This is a genomic window from Saccharopolyspora taberi, assembly GCF_039534165.1.
Taxonomy (GTDB): domain Bacteria; phylum Actinomycetota; class Actinomycetes; order Mycobacteriales; family Pseudonocardiaceae; genus Saccharopolyspora_D; species Saccharopolyspora_D taberi.
Genome location: NZ_BAAAUX010000019.1, coordinates 330,321 through 349,106 on the forward strand (window position 1 = coordinate 330,321; position 18,786 = coordinate 349,106).

The 18,786-nt window shown below is 66.3% G+C and carries 12 protein-coding genes; 4 read left to right on the forward strand and 8 right to left on the reverse strand.

The window, feature by feature from the left end:
• The first annotated feature begins 50 nt into the window (after positions 1-50).
• From ABD691_RS23260 to ABD691_RS23275, 4 genes are all read left to right on the forward strand, one after another.
• Complete coding sequence (locus ABD691_RS23260) at positions 51-3,407, forward strand: TM0106 family RecB-like putative nuclease (RefSeq protein WP_344683050.1); 3,357 nt, start codon at positions 51-53, stop codon at positions 3,405-3,407.
• A gap of 49 nt (positions 3,408-3,456) precedes the next feature.
• Positions 3,457-3,963 carry a hypothetical protein gene (locus ABD691_RS23265; RefSeq protein WP_344683051.1) on the forward strand — a complete coding sequence of 169 codons (507 nt, stop codon included), beginning with the start codon at positions 3,457-3,459 and terminating at the stop codon, positions 3,961-3,963.
• 1,124 nt (positions 3,964-5,087) lie between these two features.
• A complete protein-coding gene (locus tag ABD691_RS23270; RefSeq protein WP_344683052.1) occupies positions 5,088-6,218 on the forward strand; it encodes a ParB N-terminal domain-containing protein in 1,131 nt (376 codons plus the stop codon).
• A 78-nt stretch (positions 6,219-6,296) separates the two neighbouring features.
• Complete coding sequence (locus ABD691_RS23275; protein WP_344683054.1) at positions 6,297-7,460, forward strand: DUF711 family protein; 1,164 nt, start codon at positions 6,297-6,299, stop codon at positions 7,458-7,460.
• 33 nt (positions 7,461-7,493) lie between these two features.
• Here the strand turns inward: ABD691_RS23275 and ABD691_RS23280 are convergent, their stop codons facing one another.
• The 8 genes from ABD691_RS23280 to ABD691_RS23315 all read right to left on the reverse strand — a co-directional run bounded on the left by ABD691_RS23280 (position 7,494) and on the right by ABD691_RS23315 (position 18,766).
• A complete protein-coding gene (locus ABD691_RS23280) occupies positions 7,494-9,086 on the reverse strand; it encodes a tryptophan halogenase family protein (RefSeq protein WP_344683056.1) in 1,593 nt (530 codons plus the stop codon).
• 37 nt (positions 9,087-9,123) lie between these two features.
• Positions 9,124-10,329 carry a cytochrome P450 gene (locus ABD691_RS23285; RefSeq protein WP_344683058.1) on the reverse strand — a complete coding sequence of 402 codons (1,206 nt, stop codon included), beginning with the start codon at positions 10,327-10,329 and terminating at the stop codon, positions 9,124-9,126.
• A complete protein-coding gene (locus ABD691_RS23290) occupies positions 10,326-11,093 on the reverse strand; it encodes a thioesterase II family protein (RefSeq protein WP_344683059.1) in 768 nt (255 codons plus the stop codon). The genes ABD691_RS23285 and ABD691_RS23290 overlap by 4 nt, the downstream gene beginning before the upstream one ends.
• On the reverse strand, positions 11,093-12,841 hold the full coding sequence (locus ABD691_RS23295; protein ID WP_344683061.1) for a non-ribosomal peptide synthetase: 1,749 nt from the start codon (positions 12,839-12,841) through the stop codon (positions 11,093-11,095). The genes ABD691_RS23290 and ABD691_RS23295 overlap by 1 nt, the downstream gene beginning before the upstream one ends.
• A gap of 181 nt (positions 12,842-13,022) precedes the next feature.
• Positions 13,023-14,681 (reverse strand): class I adenylate-forming enzyme family protein, encoded by a 1,659-nt coding sequence (locus tag ABD691_RS23300; protein WP_344683063.1) that lies wholly within the window; start codon positions 14,679-14,681, stop codon positions 13,023-13,025.
• 176 nt (positions 14,682-14,857) lie between these two features.
• Positions 14,858-16,528 (reverse strand): NAD(P)/FAD-dependent oxidoreductase, encoded by a 1,671-nt coding sequence (locus ABD691_RS23305; RefSeq protein ID WP_344683065.1) that lies wholly within the window; start codon positions 16,526-16,528, stop codon positions 14,858-14,860.
• 68 nt (positions 16,529-16,596) lie between these two features.
• Positions 16,597-17,211, reverse strand: coding sequence for a flavin reductase family protein (locus ABD691_RS23310; RefSeq protein ID WP_344683066.1), 615 nt, complete (start codon positions 17,209-17,211; stop codon positions 16,597-16,599).
• Between the two features lie 370 nt (positions 17,212-17,581).
• Positions 17,582-18,766, reverse strand: a complete 1,185-nt coding sequence (locus ABD691_RS23315) for an acyl-CoA dehydrogenase family protein (protein ID WP_344683068.1) — start codon at positions 18,764-18,766, stop codon at positions 17,582-17,584.
• Between the last annotated feature and the right edge of the window lie 20 nt (positions 18,767-18,786).

Consider the following 18,786-nt stretch of genomic DNA (forward strand, 5'->3'; position numbering starts at 1 on the left):
GGCACCCACGCCGCCGACCCGGCCGGGCGCGCATGTCAGACTGCCAGGCGATGCATACCCCGTCCGACCTCGCCGACCTGCTCGAATGCGAACATCGCAGCATCCTCAAGCAAGCGTGGGCGGCGGGACTGCCCGGTGCGCCGCGCCCGAGCTCCGGGCCCGACCGGCTGGCCGTCAAGCACGGCCGTGCGCACGAGGAAGCCACGCTCGAACGGTTGCGTGGCGAGCACAAGACCGTGATCGAAATCGACGAGCGCGACCAGGTCTCCGCCGCCAAGGCCACCGAGGAAGCGCTGCGGGCGAGCGCGCCGGTGGTCTACCAGGCCGTCTTCCACGACGGTGAGTTCTCCGGCCGCGCCGATTTCCTGCTTCGCGACGACCAAGGCCGCTACGAGGTCTACGACACGAAGCTCGCGCGGCACGCGAAGCCATCCGCGGTCCTGCAGCTCACCGCGTACGCCGACGCGTTGCGCCGCGCCGGTTGGCCGGCCGGGCCGGAGATGCACCTGCTGCTCGGTGACGGCACCACGCGCAGCCTGCGCGTCGACGATTTCCTGCCGCTGCTCGATCGCCTCCGTGACCGGTTGGTCACGCGTCCGGCACGGCTGCCGGAACGCATGTGGGCCGACGAGCGCCCCGCCTGCACCGGCTGCGTCTTCGCCGACCACTGCTCGTCCGCGCGCGAGGCGGACCGGGACCTGTCACTGGTCGCGGGCATGCGTGGCGAACAGCGACGCAAGCTCGTGACGGCCGGGCTCGGCACGATCGACGCGCTCGCCACCGCCGAGCCTGCGGACCGGCCCCGTGACATGTCGGTGGGCACGTTCGCGACCTTGCGCGCGCAGGCCGCGATCCAGGTGCGGCAGGACGAAACCGGGGAACTGGCGTACGAGATCATCGACCCGTCGGCGCTGGCCGAGCTGCCGCCACCGAGCCCGCGCGACATCTTCTTCGACATGGAAGGCGACCCGTACGCGCTCGCCGGCGCCGGGCTGGAGTACCTGTTCGGCGCCGTCACGCCCGATGCGCGCTTCACACCGTTCTGGGCTCATACGCGCCCGCAGGAGAAGCGTGCTTTCGAGGAGTTCGTCGACTTCGCCACCGCCAGACTGACCGACGATCCGGACGCGCACATCTTCCACTACGCGCCGTACGAGGTCACGGCCATCAAGCGGCTCGCCGCGGTGCACGGAACGCGCGAGGAAGCCGTGGACGAACTACTGCGCAGCGGCCGGATGATCGACCTGTATGCCGTGGTGCGCAAGGCTTTGCGCGTCGGCCAGCGGTCGTACTCGATCAAGTACCTCGAACCGCTGTACATGCCGGAAGCCCGCGACGGCGACGTGAAGACGGCCGCGTCGAGCATCGAGGCGTACGAGGACTACCTGACGCTCGCCAAAGCCGGCGACGTCGAAGAGGCCGACGAGGTGCTGCGCGGCATCGCCGACTACAACGAGTACGACTGCGTGTCCACGTTGCGGCTGCTGGAGTTCCTGCACCGCGTACGAGAGGAAGCGGGCATCGAGCTCGCAACACCGGCGCCGGAGTCCGAAGTGGACGCCCTGCTGCGGCAAACGGAGGAGGAAGAGGCCGCGCTGCGCCGGGCCGAACGCGCGGCCGCGCTGGCGGCGCTGGTCGACCCGCTGCTCGACGGCCTGCCCGATGATCCCGCCGACTTCACCCCGGACGACCACGCTCGCGCACTGCTCGCCGCTTCCGTCGGTTACCACCGGCGCGAGACGAACCCGGCGTGGTGGGAGTTCTTCCGGCAGCTCGCCGCACCGGTCGGCGACCTGGAGGTGGACACGACCTGCGCTGTGCCGGTATCGGTGTCCGCGGGGGAATGGGTGCCGCCGTCGGGACGGCTGCGCACGGCCAAGCGCACGCTCGTCGTGGCGTGCGACCCGGACCGGCCGCATCCGTTCGCGGTCGGGGACGGCGTGCGGCTGCGGTACGGCGCCGATGCGCGGGACGCGAAAGTCGTGGCGGCATCGGCGGTCGAGCTGACGCTGGAGGAGAGCAGCGCACCGGACAGCACGTCGAACGAGCAACCGGTCGCGGTCCTGCCGGGCGGCCCGGTGCGGCCCGCGCCGAAGGACGAGGCCGTGGCCGACCTGGCCCGGCTGGTCGGGGAAGCGCTGCCGGAGCTGCCCGCTCATCCGGGCGTGGACCTGCTGCGCCGGATCCCGCGGTTGCGTGGTGGTGCGCTGCCCGCACCCGGCGAGGACCTGGTGGCCACCGTGATCAAGGCGGTCGACGCGCTCGACGGGTCGGTGCTCGCGGTGCAGGGCCCGCCCGGGGCGGGGAAAACGTACTTGGCGGGCAAGCTGATCGCACACCTCGTGCGGTCTGGGCGGACGGTCGGTGTGACGTCCAACAGCCACAAGGCCGTGGAGAACGTGCTGTCCGCCGCGCTCGGCAACGCACCGTCGATGGCGTGCGCGAAACGGCCGCGCCGGACGCCGGATCCCGCGTTGCCGTGGGACCAACCGAAGACGAACAACGCGTTGGCCAAATGGCGCGACGAGCACAACGACGGGCACCTCGTCGGTGGCACCGCGTGGACGTTCGCGAACGCCGCCGTGCGCGAGGAACCGTTCGACGTACTGGTGATCGACGAGGCCGGGCAGTTCGCGCTCGCGGACGCGCTGGCCGTGTCGATGTGCGCGAAGAACCTCGTGCTGCTGGGCGATCCGCAGCAGCTGCCGCAGGTCGTGCAGGGCACGCACCCGGCGGGCGCGGAGGCGTCGGCGTTGGGGCACCTGATCGGCGACGCGGACATCATGCCGCCCGAGCTGGGCTACTTCCTGGACCAGACACGGCGCATGCATCCGGCCGTGTGCGCGCCGGTTTCCCGGTTGTCGTACGCGGGTTTGCTGCACTCGCACCCATCCGCGGACCGTTCGGTCGACGGCTTCGCCTCCGGGCTGTACCTCGCCTCGGTGGAGCACCGCGGGAACACCACGCGGTCGATCGAGGAAGCTGCGCAGGTCGTGTCGGTGATCGCGGACCTGCACGGGCGCACATGGCAGGGCCGTCCGCTGACGGACGCGGATTTCCTCGTGGTGGCGCCATACAACCTTCAGGCGCGCACGGTCACGCACGCGCTGGCCGACGCCGGTTTCGGCGACGTGCGCGTCGGCACGGTGGACCGGTTCCAAGGCCAGGAAGCCCCGGTGGTGGTGACGACGATGACCTCCTCGTCAGCGATCGACCTGCCCCGCGGACTGGATTTCCTGTTGTCGCGCAACCGGTTGAACGTGGCACTGTCGCGAGCGCAGTCGGTGGCGGTGCTGGTGTGCAGCCCGCAGCTGCTGGAGGCCGACATCCGGACGGTCGAGCAGATGCGGCTCGTGTCCGGGATGCTCGGACTGCTGCGGGACGCCCACTCCTGGCCTGCTCTCTGACCTCGTACCGCAACGGCACTTGTTGCCGCGTCTCACCCTGGATCCGCTCATGCCCCGTTTGCTCGCCGAAACCCAGCTCACCACCATCCCCGCACACAACCTGATCACACTGCGAGACCAGGACACCGCCCCCAGCCCCGATCCTCGCGGCGTCATCGAGCAAGCCCAGCACGACGTCGCCGCCAGCACCGACGACGAGCTGTACATCAGCTGCGCCCAAGACCTCAGCCCCGTCACCGTCACCGCCCACATCTGGGACAGCCACCCCGACACCATCGAACACCTCGGCCCGCCGCTGACCCTGCACTGCCCCAGCGGACAACTCGTCCTGGCCTCCCCCACCGGCGATGCCATCGGCATCGAACTCCCCCAAGGACCCGGCACCTACGCACTACGCATCACCCACCACGGACGCACCACCGCCGCCGAGTACCGCCGACAACTGCTCACCTCACTCGACACACCCAGCGGATCGCTCCCAGCACCCGCCGACCGCCGTCCAGGCACCGAGCATTACCGCATCCACCTCTGGCCCAACACTCCCCTGCCCAACTGACCCGGTACCCGCAGCCCTCGTTTCCACGACGGACCGACGCGCTGGGTTTTGCAGCGGCGGCCGTCCGCACCAGTTCCTGGTCTACCTCTCGGCGCACGCATTTCGCCGGACTGCGGGCGCGCGACGTCACCAGCCGTGCGAGCCGGGAACACGGAAAGGCTCCTGGCGGTCGGAGTACGACTTCGTCCTCGAACCCGCCTGACCGACCACCGACCCCGGCCAGGGCGGTCGCCCCGCCCGGGCCTGAGCAGGAAGAGAGCCCGGATGGAGCGCGACCTGCGGTCGAGGTGGCCCTGCACGATGCCTGGGTGCGCTGCCTCGGCGTAACCCATGCACACGTTGCTGGGCGGTGTCGCGCGCCGCTCGGTCCCTGTGACATGGGCCTGGGTACCGAGTCCGCGTCGGCGGTGGTCGAGGAGGCGCTGAGCACGTGGGGCAGCGAACTGTTCGGCCCGCTGCTCAGGCGCGAAGAACTGCTCACCACACCGCTGCACTCCGCAGACGGACCACTACATCTGCCCGACAGCCCCGCAGGAAAAGACCGGGCACTCGAGCTACAGCGCTAGGGGTCTGGCCACACCTCTGGCGCATCGTCGGGCCGTACCACCCCTCGGACCCAGCGGCCCAACCATGATCACCGGCGCCCCACGGTGTTCCTGGCGGTGCCTCAGTTCTCTTCACGGGCTCGCATCCGATGCTCGCTCAATGCCTCGAAATCCCGCCCAGCGAGCAGGTTTGCTCATCGTTAATCGATTAATCGTGGAATTAATCGATTAAAAATGACGCCGCGGAGTTGGCCGTGCTGAAGACAGCCGCGAACAGCGGCTGAGTTGCGGCCAAGGTCAGCTTGATGTTGGGCTGGATCATCGCCGCGATCGGGGCTACAATCGTTTCAAAAAGTGATAAAAACGACACAAGGGCGACGCCCGAAAGAGACTTCCAGCATTCTCGTCACTGTCGATCCAGTTGCAGGCTTTGGGCCCCGATTTCGACGCCTTCGCGGGCATGGTCGAAAGACGACCACTCGTCGGCCTCGGACGGCTCGGGCGCACCCGAGCGGGCCCGTCAACCCCTAGGTTACCCGACCAGACCACTGCCCATCCAGGAGGTGAATCCCAGTCAAAGTGCTGCCGGCGACCGGGCGTGTTCCGGCTGGCACCGCTGGGCCGATCCGCAGGTTGGCACAAATCGACAACGTCATGTCTTATCTTGAAGGGGGCAAGATGTCCGAGGGTTCCACGGCGACCCGCGAAGGTGCATCTGAGGAAGATGTCCGCGAGCCGACCGGTCAGCAGTCCATTCGGCTGGATGACCTGCCGACCGTCATGGTGTCGATAAAATCTTTGTTGGTTGATGGTTCCCCGCGACAGGCTGGCGCGAGTGACGAGCACATCAGAATGCTCGCAGAGTCGGAAGACCGATTACCTCCCATTGTCGTACACGGTCGATCCGGGCAGGTCATCGACGGAATTCACAGAGTTCACGCCGCAATTCTGCGTGGCGAGGACAAGATCGAAGCAAGAGTGTACGAGGGCACGGACAGCGACGCTTTCCTGCTCGCCGTGCAGCTGAACATCGCGCACGGACTACCGCTGACCCGTGCTGATCGGACCACGGCAGCGGCCCGGATCATCCAGTTGCACCCGCAGTGGTCGAACCGGCGGATCGCCACCATTGTTGGTCTCTCCGCGGGGACTGTCGGCAAACTGCGCTGGCGTTCGAATTCGCACAACGCCCATTCAACCAGAAGAGTCGGCAAGGACGGCCGAGTGCGGCCTGCCAGCAGCTCCGCGGCCAGACTGGAGGTCGCCAAGCTGCTGTCCGAGAAACCCACCGCGTCGATCCGCGCCATTGCGAAGGAGGCCGGTGTGTCACACTCCACTGTGCACAACGTGCGGCAACGCGTGCGTGCGGGCCAGGATCCGACATCGCAACGGCAGGGAGTCCAAGAATCATCGGGCGCACCCCGGCCACCGGAGATCTGCGCTCCTCGGGAAACGACCGAGAAGACTGGTCTCACCTGCGATGATGACGTTGCCGCCATCCTGGACAACCTGAAGGCAGACCCTTCGCTCCGGTTCAAGAAGGCGGGTCAATTCCTGCTCCGATGGCTGGCCCAGCACCAGGTGGAAATGACGGCACCCAAGAAGATCGCCGAAATGGTGCCCGACCACTGCGCGGGCTTGGTGGCGAAACTGGCCCGCGGGTACGCTCAGGTGTGGAGCGAATTCGCAGCACGACTTGAGGAACGCTGAATCCTCCTATTTTCGTGATTGCCGTTCAGTACTGTTCACCTGCACCGATGCGGTCGGTGCGAGATTTCGGGAGTGGCCATGGGGCAGCCGGTGATTCGGACCATCACATTGGGACTCGCGGGTCCCCACCCGCTGTCCGGGGCCAGACTCGCGGCCTCCATCACCCGGCTGCGGGTGATGGAGGCCGCCTTCCGGCAAGCCGGCTACGAGGTGCAGACGGTCCGCATCACCGCCCCGCCGGTGTTCGACGACTTCCCAGGTCAACCCGACGAGCTGAGCTCCTACGCCCGCCGCCTGCAAACTGACCTCGATCGCCTCGGCATCGACCACTTCTCGTTGGGACCAGCGCGAGCAACACGGCGGGACATCCTGCTGGAGCAGATCGCGTTGATCGAAAAACTGATACCGGACCTCCCCGCGCTGAGCAGCGCCGTCCAGATTGCCACGGCGCAGCAAGGCATTCTGTTCGATGCGGTGGAGCCGACGGCCCACGCGATGCTCCGGATCGCGCAGCGGACCGAGGCAGGAATAGGCAACTTCCGGTTCGCGGCTCTTGCCTGCGTGCCGTCCGGCCACCCGTTTTTTCCGGCCGGCTACCACCAGGGACCGGACGCAGTCACCATCGGCCTGCAGGGAGCCGGAATCGTGACCGCCGCGCTCGCCAACAGCGATGAGCTCGACCCTGCGTCGATCACTGCGCGAGTGCGCGAAGCGATGATCACCGATGCGACCCCGGTGGTGCGGCTCGGGCAGCGACTGGCTGAGGAGTCCGGGCTGCGATTCGGTGGGATAGACCTTTCACCGGCACCGTCGGTCGACACCAGCATTGGTGCGGCCATAGAACTCGGCCTCGTCGGCAGGTTCGGTGCTCCCGGCACGGTCGCGGTGGTGGCAGCGATCACCGAGGCCCTGCGCAGCACGAACCTGCCGACATGTGGCTACAACGGACTGATGTTGCCGGTTATGGAGGACACCGTACTGGCGCGTGAGTGGACCGAGGGTCGCCTCAGGATGCACCAGCTGCTGGCCTACTCGACGGTCTGCGGAACCGGCTTGGACACCGTGCCGCTGCCGGGTGATACCTCCGTCAGCGACATCGCCGGCCTGCTGATGGACGTGGCGACCCTCGCCGTCCGGCTGGCCAAGCCGCTGTCGGCACGGCTGTTCCCGTTGCCCGGCAAGCAATCCGGTGACCACACCACGTTCACTTCGCCGTACCTGATCAACCTGCGGCTGCCGTGACCTCGAAGAGACCGGTTCCCGGGCCGGGTTCGGTCAGTCCTTGCGGTGCAGTTGCCGCAGGACGTCGTAGTTCGACGGCAGGTCCGCGACCAGCGCCTGCTGCTGTTGCTTCACCTTGGCGAACAGCAGGTCCGCGGCCTGGATGGACTCCGGTTTGTAGGTCAGCGCGGGCAGTGGCCGGTCGGGCAGCATCCCCATCCCGGTGAAAATGCAGTAGTAGCTGCCGTTGGTCCAGAAGTTGTTGAACTCCGCCTCGAAGTTGCCGTAGTAACCCCGCTCGTCGGTCAGCGGCGGGTTCACCGGCACGCCTGCCTTGTACATGGCCACCTTCTCAAGGATTCCATCGGCCAGTTCCAGTTCCTTGTTGGCCTGCCAGAACGGCGTGTCCGTGCGCGGCGAGAAATAGAAGTGCGCTTGCAGGAAGTCGCGCGTCTCGTCAAAGGTGGTCTCGATCTGGTGGTTGAACCGGTCCACCAGCACCGGGTCGAACCGGCGGTCCGGGAAGTGCTTGGCCAGCTGGTAGATGGCCGCGTAAATGAAGTAGATCCCGGTCGACTCCAGTGGTTCCAGGAAGCAGGAGGCCAGACCGATGCTGACGACGTTGTTCACCCAGGCCCGACGGTTGCGACCGACCCGGAAGCTGATCTGGTTCAACGGCGTGGTTTCCGGGTCCAGGTCCCACAGCTTGCAGAAGTCCTCGGTGGCCTGGTCCCGGCTGGCGAACTTGCTGGAATACACGTAGCCGGATCCGAACCTGCCCAGCAGCGGGATGCGCCAGGTCCAACCGGAGGGCATCGCGATCGCCGAGGTGTAGGGCTCGACGCCGTTCGCCTCGTCGTCGTGCGGCACCGAGGCGGCTACTGCGCTGTCGCACAGCAGATGGTCGTTCATGTCGATGAAGGGCTCGCCGAGCGCTTCGTTGATCAGCAGCCCGCGGAAGCCGGAGCAGTCGATGAACAGGTCGGCGTCGAGGACGCGCCCGCCCTCGGTGGTCAGCGCCGTGACAAAGCCCCGATCGTCCTTCTGGACCTGCCGCAGGGTGTCCTGTACGTGCAGCACACCCTGCTTCTCAGTGGCGAAACGGCGCAGGAAGTCGGCGACCAGGTGCGCATCGAAATGCCACGCGTAGTAGGTGGCCGGCTCGCCGTCCAACGAGCGCGGCGCCTTCTTCGCGTCCATGATCGCTGGTTCCCGGAAGCACGCGTAGTCAAAGGGTTCATCGGTCTCGCCGAGCAGCCGTTTGTAGGACCAGTAGTGCGACAGCGGGATCTGCTCCTGCGAAGGCAGCAGCCCGAACGGGTGGTAGAAATGGTCCGGTCGGCCCTGCCACTCCCGGGCGGTGGGACTGCCCTCCCCCGGTGTTCGCCAGTTGATGAATTTGACCGCGGTCTTGAAACTGGCATTGCACTCGCGCATCCACTCGTCCTCGGGGATGCCGAGGAAGTCGAACACGACCCGGTGCAGATTCGGCACCGTCGCCTCGCCGACACCGATCGGCGGTACGGAGGCTGCCTCCAACAGGGTGATCTCCACCGTGTTCTGCAGGGCCTTGGAGAGGTACGCGGCAGTCATCCATCCCGCGGTGCCTCCGCCGAGAATCACGACCTTCTTGATCCTGTGGTCCACTTGCTGTCTCCGATCTGCAGATTTCTTGGGGAACCTTCTATTTCGCTACGAGTCGTACCGGCAGTTTGCGAAGCCCCCACGTGAAGTTGGAGGCGTTATACCGCGGTTCTCCGCACAGTTCGATCCTTTCGACCCGTTCGAGGAGCTCACCGAGGAAAGCGGCGAGCTCCAGTCGTGCCAGCCGGGCCCCCAGGCACAGGTGGCGACCGGCGCCGAAGGTGATGTGCCGATTGGGCGAGCGATCGACCACGAACCTGTCCGCGTCGGTGAACACGGCCTCGTCCCGGTTGGCCGAGACGTTCCAGACGGTGACGCGGTCGCCGACTCCGACCGGCTGGCCGCCGATGGCGGCCGGCCGAGTCACGGTACGCAGTGCGTGCACGCCTGGCACCGTCCACCGCAGGATCTCCTCAACGGCGTTCGGAATCGCTGCCGCGCCGCCTGCGCGCAGCGTCCGCCACTGGTCGGGATCTTCCGCCAGCGCGAGCACACCGCCTGCCGTCGAGTACCGGGTCGTCTCGTTGGCGCCGGCGAGCACGCCGTTGCAGTTGAAGACGATCTCCTCATCGGTGAGCAGCCGGTCCTGGCCGGGCTCGCCGGTGGCCCGCCGGTCGCGCGCGATCCGGCTGACGAAGTCCTCGCCGGAGCCGCCCCGGCGCTGCCGCAGCAGGTCGTCGAAGTAGAGGAAGATTTCACTGTGAGCGCCGCTGCGGGTCTCCTCGTCCTCGCCCTCGAACGCGTCGGTGGTCGTCCGGCCGACCCAGGCCCAGTCCTCGCGGGGCAGGTCCATCACCGCGCACACCACGTAGTTGGGAATCAGCTTGGCCACATCGAGGAAATCGATCTCGCCGGCATCAACGGCGTCGTCCATCACCTCGCGGACGACGTCCCGCACCAGCCCTTCCAGCCGGGACATCTCGCTGGCGCTGAAGGCTTTGGACAGCACCCGCTTGAGGTAGGTGTGATCGGGTGGATCGGACACTATGAGCATTCGCTGCGACACCGCGGAAACCGCGTCCTCATCGCTGCCGAGCCGCATGCCGAACCGGGAGCTGAACGACTCCGCGTCGGCGTAGACGGCGGTCACGTCGTCATAGCGAGTGACGACCCAGAAACCGGAACCCTTGCCGTCCTCGTGCCAGTGTACCGGGTCATTGGCCCGCAACCAGGCCAGCACCTTCCAGAATTCGTTGCTGGAGAACAGTTCCGGGTCGGTAAGGTCCACGATCGGCGCTTCGATCACTGCTTGCTTCCCTTCGTGTCGATCGACGGCTGACAAGCCATCGAGCGCAGCAGTTCCAGAGCGGGAGCAGGCGCCTCCAGGCAGAAGTAGTGGCCACCGGGAAACAGCCGTTCCCGAAACCCACCACCCGCGTAGTCCCGCCAGCCGGCCACATGCCGGTGCGAGACGGTCAGGTCGTCCTGACCACCCCACGCTTCCAGCGGGCAGTCGACCACCGGCTGGTCAGGTTCGGCGAAGCTGAGCGACAACCGGGCGTCCTGCCGCAGGACTTCGAGCATCAACTCCCGGCTGTCCTCGTCCAGGTCCTCGGCGTCCAGCCCGCGGGCGTCAAGCAGGTTGGCCAGCTCCTCCTCGTCGTCGGCCAGGCCGCGGCCCGCGCCGACCCATTCCCCGGGTGGCTTGCACGCTGCCACCACGAGGGAACTCGGCCAGGTTTTCCACTGCCGCCACAGCGATCTGGCGACCTCGTAGGCCAGCAGTCCACCGAAGCTATGTCCAAAAAGGACGATGCGGTGGCCGGGGGGAACCAGATCGGTCAGCTCGGCCACCACCGCCCCGACTGCTTCCTCCATCGTGGACGGTTCTGGATCCGCCCATCGGGTTTCCCGGCCCGGCAGCTGAACCCCGACCACTGAGATGTCGTCGCCCAGCGCGGTTTGCCACGCTCCGAACTGTCCACATCCCGCGCCCGCCGGCGGCAGGCACACCAGCAGCGGACGCTCGTCGGGCCGTGGATGCCAAGGCACCAGCCAGGAGCCACCCATCACGAGTCTCCCGACTGGGCCAGCGCGAGCAGGTCCAGCTCACGGGCCAGAGCGGCGACGGTCGGCTCGGCCAGCAGATGCTTCACCGACACCGGCAGTCCGGTGCTCCGACGCAGAACTCCGACCATGCGTGCAGCCAGCAGCGAGTGGCCGCCGACCTCGAAGAAGTTCGCCTCGACGTCATGGACGGGATGCGGGAGCACCTCGCTCCAGACCTCGCAGACCTGATGCTCGCGTTCGGTGCCAGGGGCCCGTCCTGTGGTCACCACGCGGGCAGTCCGAGCCAGCTCTGCCCGGTCGATCTTGCCGGTGGGCAGCGTCGGCAGCACGCCGACCACCTCCACCACCGAAGGCACCATGAAGTCGGGCAACCGGGAGGCGCACTGTTCGCGGATCTGCTTCGTGCACTCGGCGTCATCCGTACCTGGCACCGTGGTCACGGCCAGGCCCAGACTGTCCCCAGTGGACATCACGTACGCGGCAGCCGCCCGCACGCCGTCGACACCCAGGGCGGTCCTCTCAAGCTCGCCGACCTCGACCCGGAAGCCGCGCACCTTGACTTGCTCGTCGGCCCTACCGAGGAACTCGAGTTGCCCGTCGAGTCGTTCCCGGACCAGGTCACCGGTGCGATACATGCGGGCGTCGCCGCCCAGGAACGGATCGGGGAGGAACCGCTGTTCGGTCAGGCCGGGACGGTTGCGGTAGCCGCGCGCCACCGCGAGGCCGCCCACGTACAGCTCACCCTCGGTGCCGGGCCCGACCGGCTGGCCGTTCTCGTCCAGCACATAGGTCAGGTAGCCGGGCAGTGCTCGGCCGATGGTCGCCGGGTCGTCGCCATGGGCGCTGTCGGCCCAGGTGGCAGCGATCGTCGTTTCGGTGGGGCCGTACACGTTGAGCACGCGAGGGATGTGCGCAAGCCGAGGGAGCAGGTTCGGCGGGCAGGGCTCGCCGGCCACCACGACCGCGTCCGCGGCGGGGATCCGCTCCAGAGCCGACACCAGGGTCGGTGTGAGGCACACGGTCGTCGGTTCGTGCTCGGCGACGAGCGCGGACAGGTCGCCGGAGCCATCTGCGGCCGCGAAGTCGATGACGGCCATGCCCTGTCCGTGCAGCAGGTACAGCAGCGTGCACCACAGCCAGCCGTCGAACGCGGGTGAGACCGCGTTGATGCCCCTGCCACCTGGCTTGAGTTCGAGGCTCGCGAGTGCGTCGAGGAAGACCCCGAGGTTGCGGTAAGTCACTTCCACACCCTTGGGCCAGCCCGTGGTGCCCGAGGTGTAGACCAGGTAGGCGCAGTCGTCGGGATTGGGCGTCACCGGATCGGCCGGCTGCGCACCAGTGACTTCCGAGCTGATCGTGCGGACTCGTCGCGGTGCCGCGCCTTCTGGGAGCTGATCAGCCAGCAGCAGCTGTACGCCGGCGTCGCGCAGCATGAAGTTGATCCGGTCCACCGGGTGCCGCTCGTCGACAAGCACCGCAGTGGCGCCGAGCGACCAGACAGCGAGCAGGGCAGGCAGTCCGAGCCGGGATCTGCCCAGGAACAGCCCGACAGAGGTCTGCGGGCCGACCCCCTCGGCCGCCAACTTGCCGGTGAGCATCCGCGTCCGATCCTCCAGTTCGGCGAAACTGAGGATTCCGTCGAACGCGCAGACAGCAGTTTGCGCGCCACTGTGTTCTGCCCACTTCGACACCGCAGCGGCCAATCGGTCGGTTCCGGAAACAACCGAAGAATGTTCCGCAAATTGCATCGTTTGCTCTCCTTGCGCACGCGAGCGCCAGCGCACTGATAAGCTCGCAAAACCGGAAGAAATGCCGCGAGCGGCCAATTAAATATATCGAACATGCGAGTTGGCGAAAACCACCAGCATGAACCTGTCATCCGTTTCGAACCAGGTCGCGCACAATCGATGCCGAGACAGTTTCAGGTGCTCACCGCACCTGGTCGTTGGCGATGACTCCCTCTCGCAGCATGCGGGTCAGCTCACGCCTGCGGATCTTCCGCGTCGCGGTGTAGGGCAGCTGCTCGTACCGGCACTGCACCACCGGCGCCATCGTCGGCAGGTCTCGGGTCGCCTGCTTCCACCGCACCTCGTCCAACGGCTGTTCTCTCATCGTCGCCACCACCGGGACCGGCTGACCGTCCGCCCCCGCCACGATCACCACTTCGCGCAGTTCGTCCAGCCGGGACATGAGGCGGTCCTCGATCTCCAGGTTGCTTTCCATCGACTCGATCTGGTCGACCTCCCGGTCCTGCAGGTACAACCGGCCCCATCGATCCAGGTAGCCCATATCGCCCATCCGCCACCAGCCGTCGTGCACTTCCCTGGCGTAGCGATCCTCCTCGCCGAGGTAGGTCAGGATCTGGCTTGGGCCGCGCACCTCGATGTGGCCGGATCGGCCGACGCGCCGACGGCGACCGTCGAGGCCGACAATGCGCATCGAGATGAAGCCGAACAGCGGGAAGCCGACGCACTGCCCGACGGCGTTGGGGGCGCTGCGCCGCGTATACCAATTGCCTGATACCGGACCGATTTCCGACTGGCCGTAGAACCGGAAGAACAGCGGCTGGCGCCGGTGGGACGCATTCAGCATCCGGCTGATCGTCCTCGGGTGAATCGCGTCGAACGCCGCGTTGAAGATGCGCACGCTGGACAGTGGTGCGCCCGGAGCGTCGGCCAGCACCTCCCAGTCGACGAAGGTGTTGGGGTGGGTCTCCAGGAATCCCGGCCGGGTCCGCACCAGCAGCGGGCCGATCTTGGCCGGGTCCGGGTCAACGGCCACCACCATCGAGTTTCCCCGGCTGAGGAACATCTCCAGCGCCATGTAGAACCGGGCGTGCACCAGGGTCATGCTCAGTGCGGCCTTCTCCCGGCCGCGGATCGGCCAGGCAATGAGCTTCTGCGGTGCTTGCCGGTGCCAAAAGCCCTCCGGGCAGTGCACGGCGAGCTTGGGCAATCCGGTGGTGCCCGAGCTGTGCGTGATCACCATCGGGTCGCGCGGGCGCTGGCGCACCGGCTGACGCCGAGGTGCACCGGCGTGCGAACTCAGCGAGATCGCATCCGGCCGCGGCGCTCCCGCGGACAGCAGGACCGCCCGAGTGGTCTCGGCGACCGGTACGTCCCGTAGCTCGCCGTCCAGCGTGTCACCGTCCGTGATCAGCCACGGCTGGCCGATCCGGTCCAGCAGCTTGGCGACCACGTCCCCGTCCAGGGCCGGCGAGAGCAAGGCGGGCACGGCACCGATCCGGGCAGCCGCGCAGGCCAACAGCACGATGTCGAAGTTGTCGGTCTTGTAGATCGCCACCCGCTCGGACGGCCGAACCCCCGCCGCCCCCAGCCGCGCGGCCAGCTCGTCGACCATCTCGGCCAGCTGCGCGACCGTGAAGTGCAGCCCGTCGTCGGCGAAGCACTGCAACGGACGGTCGAGTTCCACTTCGGTCCCGGCGTGCTTGCGCGCGGCGTTGCTGAAGATCTCGCCGAGCCAGAGACCTTTTCCGCTGAGAAGACGCCGAAACGCCGAATGCCACAGCCCGCCCAGCCGGATGAATCCGTCGTCGGCGCGGCCACGTCCGTTCTGCTTTAGGTTCATCGCACGTACCCCTCGAATGCCACAGATATCGCAGAAGCCGCCGACAGCGCTGTCGCGACGATCACACAAATGGCGCCAAGTCTTTTGTCACGCAGGTGCAGACCGGCCGGGTCGGCCGCTGTTGAATACACCGCCGTTGATGTCCGGCCAGGTAAGCACCCGCATCCGCATCGCGGCTAGTACAGCTTCTTTCCCTTGGCCCGGGCCAGGAGTGCGTCCTTGGCGTTGTTGATGATCAGTTCGCGCAGCTTCGGGTCACCTTCGCGCTTTGCCCAACGCACCGTCTTGATGAACTGCTTCGGCGTGGGGCTGATGAAGCGCTGTTCCCGTTCGGCGAAACCGAAATGCTTGGCGATGAAGTCGGCCTCGCGCAGTTGGGTGTAGATGTTGTCGGCCGCCTGACGCGGGCTGAGCACGCCCTGCTCAACCGAGTCGACCTGGCTGACCATGGAACCGAAGAACTTGGCGAAACCATCGTGGTCCGGCCAGTACAACCCCAGGTGCGCCGGCTCCTCCAAAGCCATGAAGTGTTCGTCGCGGCCGTCCTTGGCGAACTTGGTGAGGGCACGGGACAGTCGATAGCTGCCGGCATTCGTACCAGCCGCCCAGGAACGGAACACGGCGGTCCACAGATCGTAGTCGCACCAGGAGATGAAGGCTGCGTTGACCAGCTCGTCGTTGTGGTCGAGCAGGCTCTGCTGCAACCGGTCGACGTACTCGAAGCGTTCGGCCGAGAAGTCGTCGTCCTTGACAGCGCGTATCAATCGCCAGGACAGGGAGTTCACCGCCTCCGCGGTGTTGGACATACCGCGGGAGAACAGCGGGTCGATGAAGCCGGCCGCGTGCGCGAGCAGGCACCACCGGTCGCCCACGGTCTTGCTTGACGAGTACTGCAGCCGAGGCGTCGAAATCCATTCCCGCGTCGGCTTGGCGCCCTCGTACTGCCGGGCGATGTCCGGGAACCGTGCGGCGTGCCGGTAGAAATCCTCCTCAGGTGAGATATCGGTGGGCTTGGGGTACCGGCGCTCGTCGAGGGTCAAACCCACGCTGCACAGCGGATTGCTCGACACTTTGTTGTTGTCGAAGGCAATGACCCAGAACCAGCCCCGTTCGAACATGTGGTGGACAGTGCCTTCGTACCACGCTGTCGGCGGCCGGTGCTCGCGCGGGCGGTTCAGCACTTTGTCCGTTGGCGTGACGTCAAGCATGTGGTTCCACAGGGACCGGGAATGGTGCTTGAACCGGCAAGGGTCTTCCCGCAGTCCGAACTTCTCCGCCAGCGGGGAGCGGAAACCGCTGGCATCCACCAGATAACGGGCGCGGAACTGCTCGCCGTTGACGGTACCGATGGTCACGCCGGAGTCGTCGAAGTCCACATCGGCCACTCGGCAGTTCTGCCGTGCTGTGCAGCCATAGCGTATCGCGACCTGGAACAGGTAGGCGTCGGTGTCCTGCCGATACAGATGCGCGGCCTCGTGCAGCAGCCCGGGGGTGGTGAACTGGCTGACCTCTTGCGGGTTCTGCGGCTGGTTCTCGTGATGCAGCAGGAAGCCGAAGTTCTTCTTGACCCCGAAGGTGTTACCGATGGTGCGGCTCGCGTCGGTGAAGGTCGCCAACGCTTTGATCTCCGGGACGTCATATCGATCAGCGAGGATCCGCAGAGTGAGCAGGGTGTAGGGGATGGTCGACTCGCCGATGGCGAACCTGGGGTGCTGGCCGGCGTCGATGAGCAGGACCTTGACACCCTGACGGGCCAGGATGGCGCCGAGCATCGACCCGCCGATACCGGTACCGAGAATCGCGACGTCGTAGGGTGTCTTGTCGTTGCTGTGACGTTGCAGGTTCATCGCTTCATACTCCGTCCACGATTGTGGTGCCCGGCCGAGAAGATGGACACGTTGACCTGTTGTTGCTGTCAGGCACTGTTGGTTGGTCTTCCCATCCCGTTCGGAAGCGCTGCTTCCGGCCAGTTGGAATAGTCACGTTGCCAGTACATGAGCGGACGACCGGTCAGCGGGGGCTCGCCGCCTACGATCGCGCCGACCAGGACGGCATGATCGCCGACCTCGAGGTCGGCCACGATGCGGCATTCCGCGTACGCCAGCACGTCGGTGGTCAGCAGCGGTAGTTTGAGCACGGCGCTCGATTCCCAGAACACTCCGTCGAACTTGCTGGCGGAGCGAGAAGCGAACAATTGAGACACCTGGCTGCGATCCTCGCGCAGGATGTTGACCACAAATCCACGGCTGTCGCGCAGCGCGTGCAGACTTTCTTTGAGCAAGTCGACGCACACCATCAGCAGCGGTGGGTCCTGGGACAGACTGCAGACCGCGTTGCAGGTCAGCCCGCGCGGCTCGTTGTCCTTGTCGATCGCACTGATCACACAAACGCCGGTCGGCAGGCTTCCCATAATCGCACGAAAGGTACCGATGTCCACCGGTTGCAGGCCGTTGCCCATCGAGGCGAGCGAGACAATGCTGGACTGGACTGGAGTAGTCGGGTGCTCCGACGGGTCGTCGAGCATTGGCATGACCTCTCCTCTTCGGTACTGAGGGACGGCGGTCGAAGAAAGCACCTGCTATCAGTATTCAGCCACGCGTAAACAACCGTTTCAAGGGTAATCTAAATTCTTGCGTTACAGGTCGTCAAGATCGGGCCGATGGAAAGCTTCTCGCTCAGCAGCTCGCCGGCCTTACTCGACCCGCGTGGAGCTGTGCAGCGGTGGTGCCGAGCCGTCCTTGCCTACGCTTGCGGGTGGTCGACTGACGATTTTGCACAGTCGACCACCCGGCACATCTTGCGGACCGCATTTGTTGAAGGATCACCGAAAGCTGCGGCCTGCTGGGTCGGATCCCGGATCACTCCCGGCTCGCCATGCTCAGACGCGAAGCCGCGGACCATTAACCGACCGGGTCCAACCCCAGAGCGATACGGCCGGTGAAGAAGTGCTGACGTTTCTCCTGAAGAGGGTGGTACCGGCTTGCGTGCACGTCACGCAGCAGGCGTTCCAGCCCAACGCCGCGAAAATAGGCGCCTCCACCCGCTACCTCAAACGCCTTCTCCACGGTTTTGATGCAGGAGTTGGCAGCGATTGTCTTGCGGACCATCACGGCGTCGGCAGTCGCGACGGTCGGTTCGAACGCGTAGTCGTCGCACAGGTCCACCAGGTTCTGCACCGCGAGCTGTGCGGTCACCAAGCTGTTTTCCATCTCGCCGAGCAAGTACGACAGATTGGGGTCGAAACCCCTCTTGATCTTCTTGCGCGCGATGCCGAGCGCGATATTTGAGGCAGCTTCCGCGAGACCGGTGTAAACCGACATGATCAGCGGCTGGGAGATTGCGGCGACGATGGTGAAGAAGGCGTGCCATCTGCCCTTTGGGCGGCGCAGCCAGACGTCGCTCTCCGGCACGAAGACATTCTCAAGCAAGATGTCGTTGGAGCCGGTGGCGCGCATCCCCATGGTTCGCCAGTTGTTCAGTACGGTCACGCCTTCGCCGGCAATGGTTACTGGAAAGTGCAGCGCGGTCGGTCCTTCTTCGGGATCTTCGTACACCGCACTGGTGAGAAGCAGCGTGCCGGCCGGAGAGCCGCTGCCGAAGACTTTGCGCCCGGTGACGCGGTAGCCACCCTCCACTTTTTCGGCCGTGCCGGAGGAGTCGATCCAGTCCGAAGCCCCGGTGCCCACCAGGACGATCTCGTCCTGAGCGACACGTCGCAGCAACGGCTCCACCGGTTCTCCCTGACGCCAGCGCCACACACTCGTGCCGAGGAGGTGGGTGTGCATCGACAGCGCGAGCGCGGTGGAAGCGCAGTGCCGGGCCAGCTCGCGCAGCATGGCACTCAGCTCCGGGTGCGAGGCACCGCCCCCACCCAACTCCGCCGGCACACCGGCGGACAGGAAACCGTGTGCCTTCAGCTCGGCGTAGTTCTCGGCAGCGAATGCGTCTGTCGCGTCATTCTCAACCGCCCGCGCCGCGAACCCTGGCCCGACTTCGCGTGCCAAGGCCACCCAGTCCGTGCGACGCGGCGCAGCCTGTGCTCCGTCCACAACGCGCGTCGATGAGCTCATTGCATCTTCAGTCATCCTTACGGCTCTCCCGTTCC